19 protein-coding genes and 1 tRNA gene are annotated in these 17,064 nt (G+C 67.3%); 10 read left to right on the top strand and 10 right to left on the bottom strand.

The genetic code is table 11. The features are described 5' to 3' along the window. Positions 1-18: 18 nt before the first annotated feature. The 5 genes from ACWESM_RS19695 to aceE form a co-directional block, all read right to left on the bottom strand. Positions 19-1,269: a KasA/KasB family beta-ketoacyl-ACP synthase gene (locus ACWESM_RS19695; protein ID WP_355072747.1), complete on the bottom strand. Its 1,251-nt coding sequence runs from the start codon at positions 1,267-1,269 to the stop codon at positions 19-21. Positions 1,270-1,279: 10 nt separating this feature from the next. Beyond that, a complete protein-coding gene (gene acpM / locus ACWESM_RS19690; RefSeq protein ID WP_039796877.1) occupies positions 1,280-1,582 on the bottom strand; it encodes a meromycolate extension acyl carrier protein AcpM in 303 nt (100 codons plus the stop codon). A 122-nt stretch (positions 1,583-1,704) separates the two neighbouring features. Next, on the bottom strand, positions 1,705-2,619 hold the full coding sequence (locus ACWESM_RS19685; protein WP_364427675.1) for an ACP S-malonyltransferase: 915 nt from the start codon (positions 2,617-2,619) through the stop codon (positions 1,705-1,707). Positions 2,620-2,747: 128 nt separating this feature from the next. Continuing rightward, the gene (locus tag ACWESM_RS19680; RefSeq protein ID WP_355072743.1) at positions 2,748-4,082 is read right to left on the bottom strand and encodes a PucR family transcriptional regulator; all 1,335 of its coding nucleotides are present in this window, start codon (positions 4,080-4,082) and stop codon (positions 2,748-2,750) included. Between the two features lie 11 nt (positions 4,083-4,093). After that, the gene (gene aceE, locus ACWESM_RS19675; RefSeq protein ID WP_397281517.1) at positions 4,094-7,009 is read right to left on the bottom strand and encodes a pyruvate dehydrogenase (acetyl-transferring), homodimeric type; all 2,916 of its coding nucleotides are present in this window, start codon (positions 7,007-7,009) and stop codon (positions 4,094-4,096) included. 214 nt (positions 7,010-7,223) lie between these two features. On the opposite strand from aceE, the gene ACWESM_RS19670 reads away from it, so the two are divergent. From ACWESM_RS19670 to ACWESM_RS19640, 7 genes are all read left to right on the top strand, one after another. Further along, entirely contained in the window at positions 7,224-7,781 is a 558-nt protein-coding gene (locus tag ACWESM_RS19670) for a hypothetical protein (RefSeq protein ID WP_364427669.1), read from the top strand. 126 nt (positions 7,782-7,907) lie between these two features. After that, the gene (locus ACWESM_RS19665) at positions 7,908-8,330 is read left to right on the top strand and encodes a DUF3052 domain-containing protein (RefSeq protein ID WP_355072984.1); all 423 of its coding nucleotides are present in this window, start codon (positions 7,908-7,910) and stop codon (positions 8,328-8,330) included. A gap of 77 nt (positions 8,331-8,407) precedes the next feature. Beyond that, positions 8,408-8,872, top strand: a complete 465-nt coding sequence (locus ACWESM_RS19660) for a peroxiredoxin (RefSeq protein ID WP_452492990.1) — start codon at positions 8,408-8,410, stop codon at positions 8,870-8,872. 17 nt (positions 8,873-8,889) lie between these two features. After that, positions 8,890-8,961, top strand: a tRNA-Val gene (locus ACWESM_RS19655). A 391-nt stretch (positions 8,962-9,352) separates the two neighbouring features. Next, positions 9,353-9,583: a hypothetical protein gene (locus ACWESM_RS19650; RefSeq protein WP_397281514.1), complete on the top strand. Its 231-nt coding sequence runs from the start codon at positions 9,353-9,355 to the stop codon at positions 9,581-9,583. An 8-nt stretch (positions 9,584-9,591) separates the two neighbouring features. Next, complete coding sequence (locus tag ACWESM_RS19645) at positions 9,592-10,419, top strand: GAF domain-containing protein (protein ID WP_364427662.1); 828 nt, start codon at positions 9,592-9,594, stop codon at positions 10,417-10,419. A gap of 158 nt (positions 10,420-10,577) precedes the next feature. Then, positions 10,578-10,733, top strand: a complete 156-nt coding sequence (locus ACWESM_RS19640; protein WP_397280715.1) for a hypothetical protein — start codon at positions 10,578-10,580, stop codon at positions 10,731-10,733. A gap of 10 nt (positions 10,734-10,743) precedes the next feature. Here the strand turns inward: ACWESM_RS19640 and ACWESM_RS19635 are convergent, their stop codons facing one another. Both ACWESM_RS19635 and ACWESM_RS19630 read right to left on the bottom strand, forming a co-directional pair. Then, the gene (locus ACWESM_RS19635; protein WP_397280713.1) at positions 10,744-10,986 is read right to left on the bottom strand and encodes a hypothetical protein; all 243 of its coding nucleotides are present in this window, start codon (positions 10,984-10,986) and stop codon (positions 10,744-10,746) included. A 510-nt stretch (positions 10,987-11,496) separates the two neighbouring features. Next, positions 11,497-11,928 carry a MarR family winged helix-turn-helix transcriptional regulator gene (locus ACWESM_RS19630; RefSeq protein ID WP_452492987.1) on the bottom strand — a complete coding sequence of 144 codons (432 nt, stop codon included), beginning with the start codon at positions 11,926-11,928 and terminating at the stop codon, positions 11,497-11,499. 97 nt (positions 11,929-12,025) lie between these two features. On the opposite strand from ACWESM_RS19630, the gene ACWESM_RS19625 reads away from it, so the two are divergent. Further along, positions 12,026-12,445 carry a GlcG/HbpS family heme-binding protein gene (locus ACWESM_RS19625; protein WP_364427650.1) on the top strand — a complete coding sequence of 140 codons (420 nt, stop codon included), beginning with the start codon at positions 12,026-12,028 and terminating at the stop codon, positions 12,443-12,445. A gap of 52 nt (positions 12,446-12,497) precedes the next feature. Here ACWESM_RS19625 and ACWESM_RS19620 read toward each other — a convergent pair whose 3' ends face one another. Continuing rightward, positions 12,498-13,862, bottom strand: coding sequence for a flavin monoamine oxidase family protein (locus ACWESM_RS19620; RefSeq protein ID WP_452492985.1), 1,365 nt, complete (start codon positions 13,860-13,862; stop codon positions 12,498-12,500). Positions 13,863-13,923: 61 nt separating this feature from the next. Here ACWESM_RS19620 and ACWESM_RS19615 point away from each other — a divergent pair, with 61 nt between their 5' ends. Further along, on the top strand, positions 13,924-14,523 hold the full coding sequence (locus tag ACWESM_RS19615; RefSeq protein ID WP_356965025.1) for a TetR/AcrR family transcriptional regulator: 600 nt from the start codon (positions 13,924-13,926) through the stop codon (positions 14,521-14,523). Between the two features lie 66 nt (positions 14,524-14,589). On the opposite strand, the gene ACWESM_RS19610 is transcribed toward ACWESM_RS19615, so the two are convergent. Both ACWESM_RS19610 and ACWESM_RS19605 read right to left on the bottom strand, forming a co-directional pair. Continuing rightward, positions 14,590-15,405 carry a class I SAM-dependent methyltransferase gene (locus tag ACWESM_RS19610; RefSeq protein ID WP_397280707.1) on the bottom strand — a complete coding sequence of 272 codons (816 nt, stop codon included), beginning with the start codon at positions 15,403-15,405 and terminating at the stop codon, positions 14,590-14,592. Positions 15,406-15,415: 10 nt separating this feature from the next. Next, complete coding sequence (locus ACWESM_RS19605) at positions 15,416-15,973, bottom strand: class I SAM-dependent methyltransferase (protein ID WP_452493078.1); 558 nt, start codon at positions 15,971-15,973, stop codon at positions 15,416-15,418. Between the two features lie 209 nt (positions 15,974-16,182). Here ACWESM_RS19605 and ACWESM_RS19600 point away from each other — a divergent pair, with 209 nt between their 5' ends. Beyond that, on the top strand, positions 16,183-17,025 hold the full coding sequence (locus tag ACWESM_RS19600; RefSeq protein WP_397280705.1) for a methyltransferase domain-containing protein: 843 nt from the start codon (positions 16,183-16,185) through the stop codon (positions 17,023-17,025). The last annotated feature ends 39 nt before the right edge of the window (positions 17,026-17,064 follow it).

Below are 17,064 nucleotides of genomic sequence, written 5' to 3'. Positions count from 1 at the left end.
GTGCAGTCGATCGCGCGGCTATGCCCGACCGAAGGCGAGCGCTACGTTGTGCCCACCGAATCCGAAGGAATTGTTGATCGCGTACTCGATCTCCTGGCGTCGGGCTTCGCCCTTCACCACGTCGAGGTCGATCTCCGGGTCCTGGTTCTCCAGGTTCAGCGTCGGCGGAACGATGCCGTCGCGGATGGAGAGCACGGTCAGCACGGACTCCAGGGCGCCGACGGCGCCGATCGAGTGGCCGAGCGCCGACTTCGGCGCGTACACCGAGGCGTGGCTGCCCACGGCTTTGTTGATCGCGTTCGCCTCGGCGGTGTCACCGATCGGCGTCGCGGTCGCGTGCGCGTTGATGTGCGTGATGTCCTTCTTGGTCAGACCAGCGGACTGCATCGCCCTGGTCATCGCCCGCGCGGCGCCGTCACCCGTCGGGTCGGGGGCGACGAGGTGGAAGCCGTCGGAGGTGATGCCTGCGCCGAGCAGGCGGGCGTGGATGGTCGCGCCCCGAGCCTTCGCGTGCTCCTCGGTCTCGATGACCATCAGCGCGCCCGCCTCGCCGAAGACGAAGCCGTCGCGATCCTTGTCGAAGGGACGCGAGGCGCCCTTCGGGTCCTCGTTGCGGGTGCTCATGGCGCGCATCATGGTGAACGCCGCGATGGGCACCGCGTCGATGAAGCCCTCGACGCCACCGGTGACGACCATGTCCGCGTCACCCATGACGATCATCCGCCAGGCGTTGGCGATGGCCTCGGAGCCGGACGAGCACGCCGAGACCGGAGTGACCACTCCTGCCCTGGCCTTCAATTCGAGGCCGACAACGGCCGAGGGGCCGTTCGGCATGACCATCTGCACAGCCAACGGCGAAATCTTGCGGTAGCCGCCGTTCTTCAGCTTGTCCACGGAATCGATGAGGGCGTCGCCGCCTCCCAATCCCGTGCCGATGGCCACACCCAGCCGCTCCGGGTCGACTTCCGGGCTGCCCGCGTTCCGCCAGACCTCGCGACCGAGCACGGTCGCGAGCTGCTCGACGTAGGCCATGCGCCGACATTCGACCCGGGTCAGCAGGGTGTCCGGCCGGACCTTCAGGTGACCGCCGATGCGGACCGGAAGGTCGTATTCCTCGACGAAGGAATCCTCGAGAACGTCGATGCCGCTCTCGCCGTTGAGGAGTCCCTTCCACGTCGCATCGACGTCACCCGCGATCGACGTGGTCGCCGCAAGGCTGGTTACGACGACGTTGGGGAAGTTCCCGTTCAAGGTGGAAGGAGTGGTCACAGTTTCGGCCCTACTCGGCGTTGTCGAACTTGGCCTTGAGCTCGGCCGCCGCCTCAGCGTTCTCGGCCTCGAGCTTCTGGATGTAGTTGACGGCGTCGCCAACGGTCTTCAGGCTGGCCAGATCCTCGTCGGGGATCTTCACGCCGTACTTGTCCTCGGTCTGAACCGCGATCTCGACCATGGACAGCGAGTCGATGTCCAGGTCATCGACGAAGGACTTCTCGATCGTCACTTCGGAGGGCTCGATGCCGGTCACCTCTTCGATGATCTTGCCGAGTTCCTCGACGATTTGTTCCTGGGTCAGAGCGGCCACTTCGTGGCTCCCTTCTTGATACTTTGTAGGGCTCTACTGGTTTTTTTCGGATCGAGCGCGGTAATAGTTACCGCCTCTCGGTCACGACCTCGCATCATGTGATGCATGGTCGCGGAGGAAAGCTAGCCGGACACGGTCAGCTCAGCCAACGCGGGGAGGTCTTGCGGGGTCTTCAGGGCCAGCGTGGGCGTGCCCTTCAGCTCCCTCTTGGCAATGCCGACGAGGGTGCCCGCCGGCGGCAGTTCCGCCACCGCCGAAACGGCGGCCTGCCGGACGGTCTCGGTGCACAGATCCCAGCGAACAGGCCGGGTGACCTGCGCGGCGAGCTTGTCGATCGCGTCCTGTCCGGACACGACCGGCTTGCCGTCGAAGTTCGAGAGCAAGGTTCTGGTCGGCTCGTTCGGCGTGATCTTCGTTATGGCGTCGGTCACAGCATCCTGCGCGGGCGCCATGAACGCCGTGTGGAACGCGCCCGCGACGGGCAGCGCCCGAACCCTGGCCTTCTCCGGAGGGTTCGCGGCGAGCTCGGCGAGAGCGTCCAACCGACCCGCGGCCACGATCTGGCCCACCGCGTTGCGGTTGGCCGGGACGAGGTCGAGTTCGGTGAGCCGTTCGAGCACGGCGGCCTCATCGCCGCCGAGCACCGCGGACATACCGGTCGGTTCCAGTGCGCACGCCTTGGCCATCTCCGCGCCGCGGATCGCGGCCAACCGGACCGCGTCGTCGGCGGAGATGACTCCGGCGACCGCGGCGGCGGCGAGTTCACCGACCGAATGCCCGGCGACGATGGTAGCGGCGGGCAGCTCGTCCTGGGAGATCTCCGCGAACGCGAGTAGCGCGGCGGCGACCACCAACGGCTGGGTGACCGCGGTGTCGGTGATCTCCTCGGCCGTCGCGGTGGTGCCGAGACGGACCAGGTCCAGGCCGGAAGCCTTGGACCACAGCGTGAGGCGCTCGTTCGCGCCGGGAAGGTCGAGCCAAGGCGCGAGCATGCCGGGTGTCTGAGAGCCCTGTCCAGGGGCGAACAACGCGATCACGCCTCTAAGAAAACACTGTGAGGCGGGCCGCACGAGATGTCGACGCGGATGAAGCTTCGGAAGCGGTTTTGTGGGGGTTCCACAAAAGACCACGTGGGCTGTCCGAATCGACCGATTCCGCCGATGCGTTACAAGCCCTCGGGGCCCAACGCGATCGAAGTGACTTCTGGGACAGGAGTTGACGATTCGTTACGGGTTCGTGTCAAACGACCCACTGTCGCGGCGATCCGGAGGACGTACGCGTCCCGTGGATTCATCGGATCCCGGCCGGTGATCTCGGCGATTCGCTTGAGGCGATACCGAACCGTATTTGGATGGACGTACAGCTGACGCGCACACGTCTCGACCGCTCCACCGCAATCCAGATAGGCATCGAGCGTGTCCGCCAGCGACGACCCCGCCGCAGCCAACGGTAGGACAAGGTACTCGTTCAGCGCGTCGATCGCAGCTCGATCACCCAACAAAGCGCGCTCCGGCAGCAATTCCGCCGCGTGCACCGGTCGCGGTGCCCCCCGCCAACCCACCACGGCCTCCATCCCGGCCAGCGCTTCCACCGCGCTGGCGTGTGCCGCTCCCAGCGTGCGGGTGGTCGGACCGATCACCACCGGACCATCGGAGAACACCTCCGCGAGCAGGTCGGCCAGGAACGGTGAGATCTGAGCGGTCTCCCCCAGATGCCCGGAGACCACCATCACCAACCTGGTGCCCTGCACCACCGCGAGCGCGGCCCGCCCGTGCCGCGCCGCGATGGAATGCACCGCCCCCACCGACGAGACACCCTGCTCCCCGGGCGGCGTGCCCACCAGCACCGTCGCCGGTGCGGTGGCGTCCCAGTTCAGCGTCGCGGCCCGGGAGAGCATGTCCGGGCCGGTGTCGCCGCGCACCACGGCGTCGACGACGAGCGCCTCCAACCGGGTGTCCCACGCGCCGCGCGACTCGGCGGCGCTGGCGTACACCGAGGCGGCTGCGAAGCCGAGCTCACGCCCGTAACGCAGCACCGCCTCGGTCAGCGCCACCAGCTGCCGGTCGTTGCGCGCGAGCGCGGGCAGCCACTGCTCGAAGAACTCCATGGCGACACGCACCATGTCCACGGTCTGGCGCAGCGTCAACCGCCGCGCCAGATCCTGCGGGATCACCTGGAAGGCGTCCAGGCTGAAACGGATGTCGCTGTCCGGGTCCTGGAGCCATTCCAGGAAGTTCACCACCGCGGTCTGCACCAGCATCTGCACGCCCGCCCGCTGCGCGGCGTCCAGATCGGCGAAGAACGGCAACCGATCCTGCATCGACCCCACCGCCTCCGTGGAGAGGCGGCCGGAGAACTGCTTCACGCGTTTGAGCAGCGTGTCCGGAAGGGGGTCGCGGGTCTGCCGGTTCGGGGAGAGCGCGCCCGTCGGCAGATACACCTCGTGCTCGGAAGAGCCCTCGGAGATCCGTCGCGGCCGCGGCGGTTTACGGTCCACCATCCAATATTCCGCTATGCGAGGTCTTCGTCCGAACTCACCGCCGCCTTCGGCGCGGCGTCCACGTCGGCGATGCCGTATTTCGCCGCCGCCTCCGCGGCCTTGGCCGGGTCGAGCTTGCCGATCCGGCCGAGTCCGGCCAGCGCGGCGACCACGATGGACTGCGCGTCGACGTTGAACACCCGCCGCGCGGCCGGGCGGGTGTCGGAGAAGCCGAAACCGTCCGTGCCGAGCGTGGTGAAGTCGCCGGGCACCCACTTGCGGACCTGGTCGGGCACCGCGCGCATCCAGTCGGTCGCGGCCACGTACGGGCCGTCGACCCGCGACAGCGCCTCGGTGACGTACGGAACCCCGGGCTCGGCGCCCGGGTCGCGCAGCGCGGCGATCTCCTTGTCGAGCGCCTCCTTACGGAGTTCGCCCCACGAGGTGACCGACCACACGTCCGCCTGCACGCCCCACTCCTGCGCGAGCAGCGCCTGCGCGCGCAGGCCGTCCGGCACGGTGACGCCGGAGACCAGGATCTGGGCGCGCACCGCGCCCTCACCCCCGCGCTTGTACAGGTAGATGCCCTTGAGCAGCCCCGCGACGTCGAGGTCCTCCGGCTCGGCAGGCTGCGGGTACGGCTCGTTGTAGAGGGTGATGTAGTAGAAGACGTCCTCACCGCCGAACTCGGTGGGGCTGCCGTGCGGATGGGTGCCGGGCAGCGGCGCGGAGCCCTGCGGCGGGGTGCCGCCGCCGTACATGCGGCGCAGGCCGTCGCGCACGATGTGGGCGATCTCGAACGCGAACGCCGGGTCGTAGGTCACCACGGCCGGGTTGGTCGAGGCCAGCAGCAGCGAGTGCCCGTCGTTGTGCTGGAGGCCCTCACCGGTCAGCGTGGTGCGTCCTGCGGTCGCGCCGAGCACGAACCCGCGCGCGAGCTGGTCGGCGGCCGCCCACAGTCCGTCGCCGGTGCGCTGGAAGCCGAACATCGAGTAGAAGATGTACAGCGGGATCATCGGCTCGCCGTGCGTGGCGTACGAGGTGCCCGCCGCGGTGAACGACGCCGTCGACCCCGCCTCGTTGATGCCCTCGTGCAGGATCTGCCCGACGGTGCTCTCTTTGTAGGCAAGCATCAATTCCGCGTCGACGGATGTGTACAACTGCCCATTGCGGTTGTAGATCTTCAACGAAGGGAACCACGAGTCCATACCGAAGGTGCGGGCCTCGTCGGGGATGATCGGGACGATCCGCTTGCCGATCTCCTTGTCCCGCAGCAGCTCCTTCATCAGCCGCACCAGGGCCATCGTGGTGGCGACGTTCTGCTTGCCCGAACCCTTGCGGACCGAGCGGTAGGCCTCGTCGCCGGGCAGCTTCAGCGGCTTGGCCGCGGCGCGCCGCTCGGGCAGGAACCCGCCGAGCGCCTTGCGCCGGTCGAGCATGTACTGGACCTCGCGGGCCTCCATACCGGGGTGGTAGTACGGCGGCAGGTACGGATCCTTCTCCAACTCGGCGTCGCTGATCGGGATCCGCTGCAGGTCGCGGAAGTCCTTGAGATCCTGCAGGGTCAGCTTCTTCATCTGGTGCGTGGCGTTGCGGCCCTCGAAGTGCTTGCCGAGGGTGTAGCCCTTGATGGTCTTGGCCAGGATCACCGTCGGCTGGCCCTTGTGCGCCATCGCCGCCGCGTAGGCGGCGTACACCTTGCGGTAGTCGTGGCCGCCGCGCTTGAGGTTCCAGATCTCCTGGTCGGACAAGTCCTGCACCAGCGCCTTCGTGCGCGGGTCACGCCCGAAGAAGTGGTCGCGGACGTACGCGCCGTCGTTGGCCTTGTAGGTCTGGTAGTCACCGTCGGGGGTGCTGTTCATCAGGTTCACCAGCGCACCGTCGCGGTCGGCGCCGAGCAGCGCGTCCCACTCCCGCCCCCAGATCACCTTGATGACGTTCCAGCCCGCGCCGCGGAAGAACGACTCCAGCTCCTGGATGATCTTGCCGTTGCCGCGCACCGGGCCGTCCAGGCGCTGCAGATTGCAGTTGACCACGAAGGTCAGGTTGTCCAGACCCTCCATGGCAGCGACGTGCGCGAGACCGCGCGACTCCGGCTCGTCCATCTCGCCGTCGCCGAGGAACGCCCACACGTGCTGGTCGGAGGTGTCCTTGATACCGCGATCGTGCAGGTAGTGATTGAAGCGCGCCTGGTAGATGGCGTTCATCGGGCCCAGGCCCATGGACACCGTGGGGAACTCCCAGAAGTTGTTCAGCAGGCGCGGGTGCGGGTAGGACGGCAGCCCGTGGCCGGGGCCGCCGTTGCTGTACTCCTGACGGAACCCGTCGAGCTGATCGGTCGACAGCCTGCCCTCGAGGAACGCGCGGGCGTAGATGCCCGGCGAGGCGTGGCCCTGGATGAAGATCGAGTCGCCGCCGCCCTGATGGTCCTTGCCGCGGAAGAAGTGGTTGAAGCCGACTTCGTAGAGCGCCGCCGAGGACGCGTAGGTCGAGATGTGGCCGCCGACGCCGATGCCGGGGCGCTGGGCGCGATGCACCATGATCGCGGCGTTCCAGCGGATCCACGCGCGGAAGCGGCGCTCCACCTCCTCGTCGCCGGGGAACCACGGCTCGTTCTCGGTGGGAATGGTGTTGACGTAGTCGGTGGAGGTCAAGGACGGGATGGCGACCCGACGTTCACCGGCCCGCTCCAACAGACGGAGCATGAGGTAACGCGCACGGCCGGGACCCTCCCGGTCGAGCATCTCATCGAACGACTCGAGCCATTCGCTGGTTTCCTCCGGGTCGATGTCCGGTAGGTAGGACGCCACCCCTTCGCGGATCACCCGCACCCGTCCGGCCGGCTGCGGCGCGTGCGACCCGTTCGGATCGCGGCTCGCGGCGGGCGCGGGAGCGGAGCTGGTACCAGCGGATTTCGCCGGTGCGGAAGAGTGGATCAGGTCGGTCAAATCTGCTCCTCGTACAGGGGTGGACATGCTGATGGCGTCGGTATCCCCGGGCGGGTTCGCTGGTTGGCGGACCCCCCGTTCACGAAAGGTTCGGGCGCACCATCCATCCTTGCCGATGACGCGTCCCAAATCATCATGTCAGCCGGAAATCCAGTACCGTTCGACAGGCAAGGTGAGCATGTCGAGCGTGGCAGCCCTGAGGAGCGGGAGGACGATGAAGCTGCTGAACCCACGCGGGTTCGGAATGGTGTGCGCCACCGGCGCGGTCGCCGTCGGATTGGTCGTCGCGGGGTGCGCCAACCGCGTGGAAGGCGTGGCGGGTCCGAACGCGAGCGATCTGGCGGCATACAAGACCGAGGCAGCGTCCTCGTCGGCGGCGGCGACCTCATCCAGGCGCGCCGCCGCGCAGGCCAAGGCCATCTCCGACAACTGCGGTCAGTTCCCCACCATCACCGGAGCGGGCGTCAGCAAGTACAACGATTTCGTCGACGCGCACGATGCGAACGCACCGGACTACGTCGCCAAGCGCGACTCGGCGGCGCAGACTCTCGAGGACGCCGCGAACAAGGTGGAAAGCGGCGTGAACTCCGCCAAGGAGTCGCTACCCGCGGACCTGGTGCCGCTGTTCACCGAATACGTGAACGCCGCCCGCGCACTGGCCGCCGAGACGCGCAAGATGACCTACACCGCCCCGGTCGCGGCGCTCAACGACGCCAGCAAGCGCGTCAACGACGCGCGCAACGCCGTCCGCGACTCGTGTCCGAAGCGCTGAGAAAGCCCTTGACACACCATCGCAACGCGACATTCGGTAGCTATTTCGCCGGATCGGCTTGCGCTGAAGCCCATAACCATGTTCGCTTGCAACTACCTACTGTCGGGAGTTGAGGAGGACGCCACCGTGGTCGCCGCGGCGGACGCGCAGAACTACGCTCAGAAGCTTGGCATCTCACACGGCTTGGTTGTCCAGGAATTGGGCTGGGACGAGGACGTCGACGACGACCTGAGGGCCGATGTCGAGGAAGCGATCGGCGGTGAACTCGTCGACGAGGACTCCGACGAGGTGATCGACGTCGTGCTGCTGTGGTGGCGGGATGGGGACGGTGATCTGGTCGACGCCCTGATGGACGCCATCGCCCCGCTCGCCGACGACGGTTTCGTCTGGGTACTGACCCCCAAGACTGGACAACCCGGCCATGTCGAGCCGAGCGAAATCGCCGAATCCGCACCGACCGCAGGTCTGACCCAGACCTCGGCGATCAGCCTCGGCTCGTGGACCGGAAGCAGACTCGTGCAGCCCAAGGCGCCCTCGAAGCAGCGTTGAGCCACCGCGCTATGGTTTCCACCAGGGTGGTGTCGCACGCCCACCCGGTGGAGACCCGACACGATGGAGGATTCGCTATGCCGCTAGAGGTTGGCACTGTCGCGCCGGATTTCACGCTGAAGGACCAGAACAACCAGGAAGTCACCCTGTCGGCTTACCGGGGCAAGAAGAACGTCCTGATCGTGTTCTACCCGCTCGCCTTCACCGGCATCTGCCAGGGTGAGCTGTGCAAGGTGCGCGACGAGCTGCCCAAGTTCCAGAACGACAACGCGGAAATCCTCGCGATCTCGGTCGGCCCGCCGCCAACGCACAAGATCTGGGCCGCCGAGCAGGGCTACATCTTCCCCCTGCTGTCGGACTTCTGGCCGCACGGCGCGGTGGCCCAGGCCTACGGCGTCTTCAACGAGAAATCGGGCTACCCGAACCGAGGCACCTTCGTCGTCGACCGCGAGGGCTACATCCGCTTCGCCGAGATGAACGGCCCCGGAGAACCCCGTGACCAGGCGGCTTGGGAGAAAGCGCTCACCGCGCTAGATTCATAAGCCGCCGGTAACGGCACGGGCGTATAGCTCAGCGGTAGAGCTCTGGTTTTACACACCAGCGGTCGGGGGTTCGATCCCCTCTGCGCCCACAGATCGAATGCCAGGTAGAAGCCGCAAACTACGTTTGGTGCGTTTGCCCCACTCACACTATGTGGGGCACCGGCCAGATCTACATCGGACTACATCTGCGGCCGGGTAACCCGCGCGGCAAAGCCCCCGAAGTATGCGCCTATGCGCGCACCGAATGTCGCTCGGAAGCAGCGTTGACGGGCCTAGCGTTCTTGCCGATGCGGTGCCGTCGGCGAGTGTCCCGACTGCTGTAGTGAGACAAACACTTCAGAGCGATGACGAATGAGCACGGGGGGCACGCCGATTCCGCCAGACCCGCCCGCCCCGCCGGAGAACGATCCGCCCGCACCGGGTCAGTCTTCGCGGTGGGGCAGGGTGTTCCATTGGTCGGGCTGGACGAAAGTAGCGGCCATGGCAACGACAGTGGCGACGCTCGGCGCGACGAACAACCAGTACTCCTTATCGCAGCAGACGGCGGTCACCGATCGCTTTCGGCTGGCGGCTGAACAACTCTCCTCCGACAAGATTGACGTACGGCTCTCGGGTGTCTATCTGCTCGCGCGGCTCGGACCGCGCCATCATCACGGCAGCCACAGCGGGTGCGGCATGACCGCAGCAACCACGTACGCTACCCAGGCCTGAACACCCTCATGGGAAGCGAGCACCACACCGTGTCGATCACCGCCGACAGAACCGCCCTCACCGACCCCGCCCGGCTAGCTGCGGTACGCCGTTACGAGATCCTCGACGCTCCGACCGACGGCCAGTTCGACACCATCGCGGCGACCGCCGCAGCGGTGTGCGGCACCCCGATCGCCACGGTCAGCATCGTCGACGCCGATCGGGTCTGGTTCGCCGCGGTCAAGGGACTGGATGGTGTCGCGCAGGTCGGCACGGAACCGGGACTGTGCGCGTCGGCGTTCTGCGCCGAGGGCCCGTACGTGGTCAACGACGCGGTCACCGATCCGCGCACCCTCGATCATCCGTTGGTACGTGGTGAGCTGGGGCTGCGGTTCTACGCCGCCGCCCCGATCGTCACCGCCGACGGGCACCACCTCGGCACCGTTACCGCGATCGACGCCATGCCTCGGGAGTTGAGCGAGGTGCAGGCGACCGTGCTCGGCTATCTCGCCGACCAGGTCGCGCAGCACCTGGAGCTGCGCCTGGCCACCATCAAGGCGGTACGCGCCGAACGCCAGTTGCGCGACGATGCCGAGCAACGCGCCGCTGCCGCCGCCGAACTCGCCGCCCAGATACGAGCCGCGGCCGCCGTACAGGCCACCACGCCGCACCCTGAGCACTGCCAACTCGGCGGCACCGCCGGCTGCACCGCGCCGGCCGAGCTGAAGATCGCCGATTCGTGGGGCGACTCGGCCTGGGGCTGCACCACCCACGTCGAAGAGGCCATCATCAACGTCCGTTCGGTGTTCATCGCCAACGAGGAACTCGGTGGCCTGGCCGCCTACCTCAACCGCTGACCGTCACCACGAACCAACCTCCCGGCCCCGTGCGGCACCGGCAGCCCGGGTGACCGCCCGCCACGCGCGCACCCGCAGCTACCGGCCCCGTGGTCCACTGGTTGTTTCCCCTGGGCGTCACTGCCTTGGGCGGCATGCGCACGACGATGCGGCGGGCCATGCACGACACGACCGACGAGCTCCCGCCACCACGCGTGATCGAGTCACGCAGCGCCGATGACCCGCAGAACCCCACGATCGTGGAGTACCGGCTGGCCGAAGGCACCCTGCCACTGCTCGCCGCGGCGCTCGAACGCATCGACGGCAGAAGGTAGAGCTGACGCCCTACGCCTCCGACGCGGGATCCGCCGCTACGAGCGTCGCGGTGCGGACGCTGAACGGGTAGCGGCCGGGCGCCTCGAGCACGGCCTGCACCATCGCCGACCAGTACGCGACGTGATCGAAAGTGTGTTCGACAACCCGCGCGTGGTGTACCGGCTCAGTGACGGCCGGATCGTCGAGCCCGGCCGCCTCTACCGGCTGCGCAACGGAAAGTGGGCCGAGCCGTGGCCTCGCAGCTGCCCGCATCGCGGGCATCAGTTCGGCCCGAGACAGATGCTCGTCGGGTCGTTGGCCAGCTTCAGGCTGGCGGTCTGCACCGCCTCCACTGGTGCATCCGGTGTGGTCACGTCGTCTACACACCGCCCGTCGGTGCGGACTGCGAGCACCCGACGACGCGGTCGAGCTGATCGGATCAGCTGGCGAGATCCAGGAGGTGGACGGGCGGGTCCTCGTCTTCGGCGGCGCCGCAATAGCAGGTTCCGGCGCAGTCGGTGCACGTCGAGCACCCCAGGCACCCACGTGGGGTCCAGTTGAACGGAAACTGGCGTTAGCTGGGCTGGTGCCCGGAACACCTTGCTGTGGAGAATCATTCGTGTTGATTGCCACCCCCGAGTGACCACCTCGTTGCCGATCATGGGACAACTGTCGCGAGCCCAGAGTAGAACCCGGTTCCCGCGCTGCTCACCGACCGACAGGCACTGCCCGGACGCGCGGAACGCGGCTACGGGAGTGCGTTGGTGCGTCCTCGATGACGATCTACTCGAGAACCCGAACGAGTAGCGCTGCGAGATTGTCCCTCTCGGTAGTCGACAAGGCGTTGAGAAGATCGCGTTGAACGCCCGAGAGTGTCGCGTCCAGTTCCGTCAGTCGTTGTCGGCCAGAGCGCGTCAAGGCGATCAGATTGCGGCGTCGATCGTTGGGGTCCGAGGTGCGCGCGACGTGCCCCTGCTCTATCAATTCCTTGAGCATGGTGTGCATATCGCTCTGGTCGATTCCGCACCGTTGGCCGATCCGCGCCTGACTGTCGGGGCCGAATTCGTCCAGCGTGGCGAGGATCGCGAAGTGATAGGCACGGCCGCCGGATGCGGCCATCGCTTCGCCGATGAGCCGATGCGCCCGCACGGCCGCCTTGCTGATCAGCCAGGTCGGTTTGCTGCGCAGGCGCGTGGGCGTTTCCTCCAGCTCCATGCACGAAAGTCTAGTCAAACTCTTGGTCCGACCCATGAATATGGTTATCCTTGGGACGTCCAAGCTTGGTTGATCCAAGAGATTTGAAGGTGGAGCGATGTCACTCACTTCGGAACAAGCGCGAGCGGTCAGCGCCTGCGTACGCGAGCATGCCGCAGGGCTCGGTGCCCGAATCACGGTCGCCATCGTTGACGGCGGTGGACACGTGCTGGTTGTCGATCGGATGGACGGCGCGCCGCCGTTGTCGGCTCGAATCGCCCCAGCGAAAGCATCCAGTGTTGCGCTGTTCCACCGCGACGGCGGTGAGTTGGTGCGATTGCAGCAGGCATGGCCCGCACTGTTCGCACAGCTGGATCAGGTTGCGGGCACACCCATCATCGCGGGTGCAGGTTCTCGACTGATCCGACGTGGCGATGTCGTGGTCGGTGCGATTGCGGTCAGTGGGAGCGCACCTGAACAAGACGACGTCTGCGCTGAGATTGGGCTGGTTTCGGTCCGGTCGGCCGTGTCGGACTGAGTCTCATTCGGGCGTTCGCCCACTTCTGCCAGCAGTCGTGGTCGAACCGCCTCTACACCCCACTGCGGCCGAGCTCGGGAGCGACTTCGCGGGCGGCGCGGTGGCCGGATTCGGCGGCTCCGTCCATGTAGCCGGCCCACCGGGTAGCGGTTTCGGTGCCTGCCCAATGCAGCGGGCCGATGGGTGTGCGCAGGGCCGGACCGAAGCGGGTGAGGGTGCCGGGCGTGGTGAACGCGCCGTAGCAGCCGCGGCTGAATTCCTCTTCGGCCCAGTCACGTTCGATGTAGGCGATGGGGTTGCGGGCCCGTGGCCCGAAGTAGCCTGCGAGATCGTCGATCACCTGTGCACGACGATCGGTGAGGTCGAGGCGCGCGCCTCTGTCGGCGTGCCGTCCCTCGAGGAAGCCGACGAGCACGCCGGGTGAACCGTCGAGCGGGGTGTTGTCGAAGACGGTGCCCAGGGGCCGATGGTCGCTGTTGGCTTGGCCGCTCAGACCCGCTTCGCGCCAGAAGGGCTCGTCGTAGGCGACATTGACTTTGATGACCCGGCCCATCGGCATGCGCTGCACGAGTTGGTCACGATCGCCGGGCAGGCCGGGGGTGAAGCGGATGCGCGCCGCCAGTGGCGGCGGAACCGCGATCACGGCTCGACGAGCGCGAACGGTCGTGCCGCCCGCGACGACCCGGACACCCGAGACGTCCCACTCGACATCGGTCACCACGCTTTCCAGGAGGACACGGTCACCGAGTTCCTGGGCCAGCGCCAACGCGATGGTCTGCGAACCGCCGACAACGCGGTCCTGCTGCGCACCGCCCGCGGTATTGATCAACGCGTCCAGCCCACCGGCGGCGCCGACGTAGTAGGCGGCCCACAGTGCCGACATATCCTCCGGCTCCGCGGAGAACACCGCCTCGGTGATCAGCTGCAAGAACGACCGACCCGCGGAGGTGTGGGCGGTCCGCCGCAGCCAGGTGGCGAAGGTTTGCGCGTCCAGCACCCCAGCCCGGTCGGCGAGCCACGGCTCCGCCGCCGCGACCCGGCGCGCCACCCGGTCGAGCCTCCACTGGATCTGCGCTACATCGGCCAGTGCCAGCGGGTTCAGCTTGGGAATCCGGCCGGTGTATACCGAGCGGGCCGTGCCGAGTTCGGCGATATGACGGCCCGCGGTGTACGTGGGGAAGGTCTTCAGGCCGAGGTCATCGATCAGCGCGAGCACGTGCTGCTGGCCGGGCCCGACCCATTGACCACCCACCTCGATGGGCGCACCACCGGGGAGTTCATCGTTCAGCAGCCGCCCGCCGACCCGGTCGCGCGCCTCCAGCACGAGCACCTCCGCACCACTTCGCGCCAGGTCGCGGGCGGCTACCAGACCCGCTATCCCGGCTCCGACAACGACGACGTCCACTGATTCGCCCATTACGACCCACCTTCATACAGTACGCATCTCACATACATACTGTATGTGATATCCATACCGCATGGAGTCGTTTCGCGAGAAGTACGCGGAGAACACCCGCCAGGCGCTGCTGGAGACCGCGGGGCGGCTGTTCGCCGAACGCGAGTACGCGGATCTGTCGGCGGAAGAGCTGGTTCGCGCCACCGGCCTTACTCGCGGCGCGCTGTATCACCACTTCGACGGCAAGAAGGGGCTGTTCGAGGCGATCGTCGACGATCTGGAGACTCGAGCGGCGCAACGCATCCGCACCGCGATCGACTCGGCCTCGGACCCGTTCGACCGGGTCGACCGCGGTGTGCGGGAGTTTCTCGACGTCTGCGCCCAACCCGACTACCGGCACATCGTGCTCCTCCAGGGACCGATCGGCCTCGGCTGGCAGCGCTGGCGCGAACTCGACCAACGCCATCTCGGCGGCCTGGTCGTCGAGGCGGTGCAGAATCTGCTCGATGCGGCGCTCATCCGTCCCTACCCCGCCGCATTACTGGCGAGTGCCTTCTATGGGGCCCTGACCGAACTGTCGCTGACCATCGCCGAGACCGATGATCGGCAACGCGCTCACGAGCAGGCGGCAAGCCTTGTGCACGATCTCCTCGCAGGGTTGGCGATCGGCGCGACTTCCTGACACTACGAACCCGCCGGGGAAGGGGGGAGCGATGTGGCACGAACGCCCGGTTCCAATCCCCGTCGCTCAGGAGCGGCGCGCGGTGACCAGGAGGTACTCCCACTCCATGCGCCCGTCGCCCAGGTCATGTCGGGCAGCGAGTTCCGCGAGTTCCCGGTCCAACTGTGCGACGCGGTCGGGCTCGGCGGCGATGGCCTTGTACACCGCGACCGCCGGGCCGTAACAGGACTTGAAGAAGTCGCGGAACTCGGCGCCGTCGGCGAAGCGGTCGATGACCGCGTTTTCGCGCCGCAGCTCCAGATCGGTGACGCGATCGCCCAACAGCGACCGTACGTGCGTCTCGTCGCCCCACAGCGGGGGCGGCTGGGCGCCGGGCGGGGGTGGCGGAGCGAACGGTTTCATCGTGGCGAACATCTGCCCGATGAATCCGGTCGGCGTCCAGTTGATCAGCCCGATCGTGCCGCCCGGCCTGGTCACGCGGAGCATTTCGTCCGCCGCCGCTTGGTGGAACGGCGCGAACATGACGCCGACGCAGGAGATCACGGCATCGAAGTCGGCATCCGCGTAGGGCAATGCCTCGGCATCGGCTTGCTGCCACCGCAGCTCGACACCCCTTTCCGCGGCGAGACGCCGACCCGCCTCGAACAGCTCGGGCGTGAGGTCGCTCGCCACGACCTCCGCACCGGTCTCGGCCGCCGGGATCGCGGCGTTGCCGGACCCTGCCGCGATGTCCAACACGTGCTGACCAGCGCCGATACGGCAAGCCTCGACCAGACGCCTGCCCAATCCAGAGATGACCTCGGTGGCGACGGACGGATAGTCGCCCAGTGCCCACATCGCGCGATGCCGCCGCTTCAGCTCAGCGGAGCCGGACTCGGTCATCTGACGCTCCCTAGGTGTTTTTGGTAGCCACACCCAAGATCAGCGGTCGAATGATCGGGGGCTCTCCCCGCCACGACGCTTCCTGTACGTCTTCGAGCTTCAGTTCGGACCCCTGGATGAGCTCGAGTGTGGCACGGTTGCAATGGCAGCCCTCCGCGAACCGGCGCCACGGGCCGGCGAGGCGGTCTTGCCACTGGGCGAGTCGCGGCGACTCCGAACGCACATGCTCGATGAACAGCAGCTGGCCGCCGGGGCGCAACACACGCCCGATCTCGCGCAATACGGGTTCGGGGTGGTCGACAGTACACAGCACGAGCGTCGAGACGACCGTATCCACGGTTTCGTCGTCGAACGGCAGTTGTTCCGCCGATGCGTCGAGCACACGTGCCCGTCGTCCACTGCGATGCAGCTTCCGCGCCAGCCGCGTACGCATCGCGGCTTCCGGTTCGGTCAAGATCAATTCTTCGAGGTCGTCAGGGTAGTACCCCATGTTGAGACCGGTACCGCTGCCCAGCTCGACAGTTCGCCCCCTCGCCCGGCTGAGCAGATCTCGTCGGCGAGCGCCCATACCCGCCCTCTCGCCCATCCACAGCAGAGGGTCGTACAGCGCCGCGAAAACCCGGGCCCACGGATCCGAGCCCTTCACCGCTGCCCCCGACACGGCGCCACTGCTCACGAACTCGACGGTACGCCGGGTGGGCAGCATCGCCAATGCCCAGCCTGCGATCGGTCGTCCGCACACTGCGGGGAGCGGCGGTGCGGGGTTAGTGTCGGACCATGTCGAGCGATCCCTCGTCGCCTATCCCGTCGTTCCACGTGAACGCGATCCCTGACTCTTCCCACACCACCGACGACGACCCGATGGCCACGCTGGTCGGCATGCTCGACCTGCAAGCGGCGCTGCCCGGTATCCGGCGCATGCGTGCGTGGGGGCACGAGGTCTTGGCCGTCGAGCCGGGCGAGCGGGTACTGGACATAGGTTCCGGTACCGGCACCGAGGTGATCGAGTTGTCCGAGCGAGTCGGCCCCGATGGCGACGCGGTGGGAGCCGACCCGAATCCCGCGATGCTCGCCATAGCTCGTGGGCGAGCCGAGACCGCGGACTCTCGGGCCCGCTTCGTCGAAGCCACCGCCTATCAGCTGCCGTTCTCCGACGGCTACTTCGACGCGGTGCGTTGCGAGCGGGTCTACCAGCACCTCGACGACCCGGCGGCCGCGACCGCCGAGATCGCCCGCGTCCTGCGACAGGGCGGCCGTGTGCTGCTCATCGACACCGACTGGCACACCGTGATCGCGCATCCCGGCGACCCCGATGTGCTCGCCCGCCTGTCGAAGGCGATGCTCACCACCACCCCCAACCCCGCGTCGGGCCGGCGCTTGCGCGGCCTGCTCACAGCCGCCGGTTTCACCATCGATGACATGGGTTCGGAGGCGGTGATCTGGAATCCGGACACCGCCCTCCCGCTGTACATGCAAATGATCTCGTCCGCGAGCACCAGCGGTGCCATCACCGAACAGGAAGGGCGCGACCTACTGGCCACCATGGACGCGGGCATCGCCAAAGGCGATTACCACCTGTCGGTGACCATGTTCGCTGTGCTCGCCCACCGAGCGGACTGAACGACCTGGCTCCGACCGCTGCCGAGCACCGGAGTCGAT

The sequence above is a fragment of the Nocardia sp. NPDC003999 genome (assembly GCF_053604885.1).
This window is presented reverse-complemented; position numbering and strand designations above follow the sequence as displayed.

Bases quoted from the DNA above. Each gene is read 5' to 3' on its own strand.
- ACWESM_RS19680 (WP_355072743.1), bottom strand. From the start codon at position 4,082: ATGGTGGACCGTAAACCGCCGCGGCCGCGACGGATCTCCGAGGGCTCT.
- ACWESM_RS19670 (WP_364427669.1), top strand. From the start codon at position 7,224: ATGAAGCTGCTGAACCCACGCGGGTTCGGAATGGTGTGCGCCACCGGC.
- ACWESM_RS19660 (WP_452492990.1), top strand. From the start codon at position 8,408: ATGCCGCTAGAGGTTGGCACTGTCGCGCCGGATTTCACGCTGAAGGAC.
- ACWESM_RS19650 (WP_397281514.1), top strand. From the start codon at position 9,353: ATGGCAACGACAGTGGCGACGCTCGGCGCGACGAACAACCAGTACTCC.
- ACWESM_RS19645 (WP_364427662.1), top strand. From the start codon at position 9,592: ATGGGAAGCGAGCACCACACCGTGTCGATCACCGCCGACAGAACCGCC.
- ACWESM_RS19640 (WP_397280715.1), top strand. From the start codon at position 10,578: ATGCACGACACGACCGACGAGCTCCCGCCACCACGCGTGATCGAGTCA.
- ACWESM_RS19635 (WP_397280713.1), bottom strand. From the start codon at position 10,986: ATGCGGGCAGCTGCGAGGCCACGGCTCGGCCCACTTTCCGTTGCGCAG.
- ACWESM_RS19630 (WP_452492987.1), bottom strand. From the start codon at position 11,928: ATGGAGCTGGAGGAAACGCCCACGCGCCTGCGCAGCAAACCGACCTGG.
- ACWESM_RS19625 (WP_364427650.1), top strand. From the start codon at position 12,026: ATGTCACTCACTTCGGAACAAGCGCGAGCGGTCAGCGCCTGCGTACGC.
- ACWESM_RS19620 (WP_452492985.1), bottom strand. From the start codon at position 13,862: ATGGGCGAATCAGTGGACGTCGTCGTTGTCGGAGCCGGGATAGCGGGT.
- ACWESM_RS19615 (WP_356965025.1), top strand. From the start codon at position 13,924: ATGGAGTCGTTTCGCGAGAAGTACGCGGAGAACACCCGCCAGGCGCTG.
- ACWESM_RS19610 (WP_397280707.1), bottom strand. From the start codon at position 15,405: ATGACCGAGTCCGGCTCCGCTGAGCTGAAGCGGCGGCATCGCGCGATG.
- ACWESM_RS19605 (WP_452493078.1), bottom strand. From the start codon at position 15,973: ATGGGCGCTCGCCGACGAGATCTGCTCAGCCGGGCGAGGGGGCGAACT.
- ACWESM_RS19600 (WP_397280705.1), top strand. From the start codon at position 16,183: ATGTCGAGCGATCCCTCGTCGCCTATCCCGTCGTTCCACGTGAACGCG.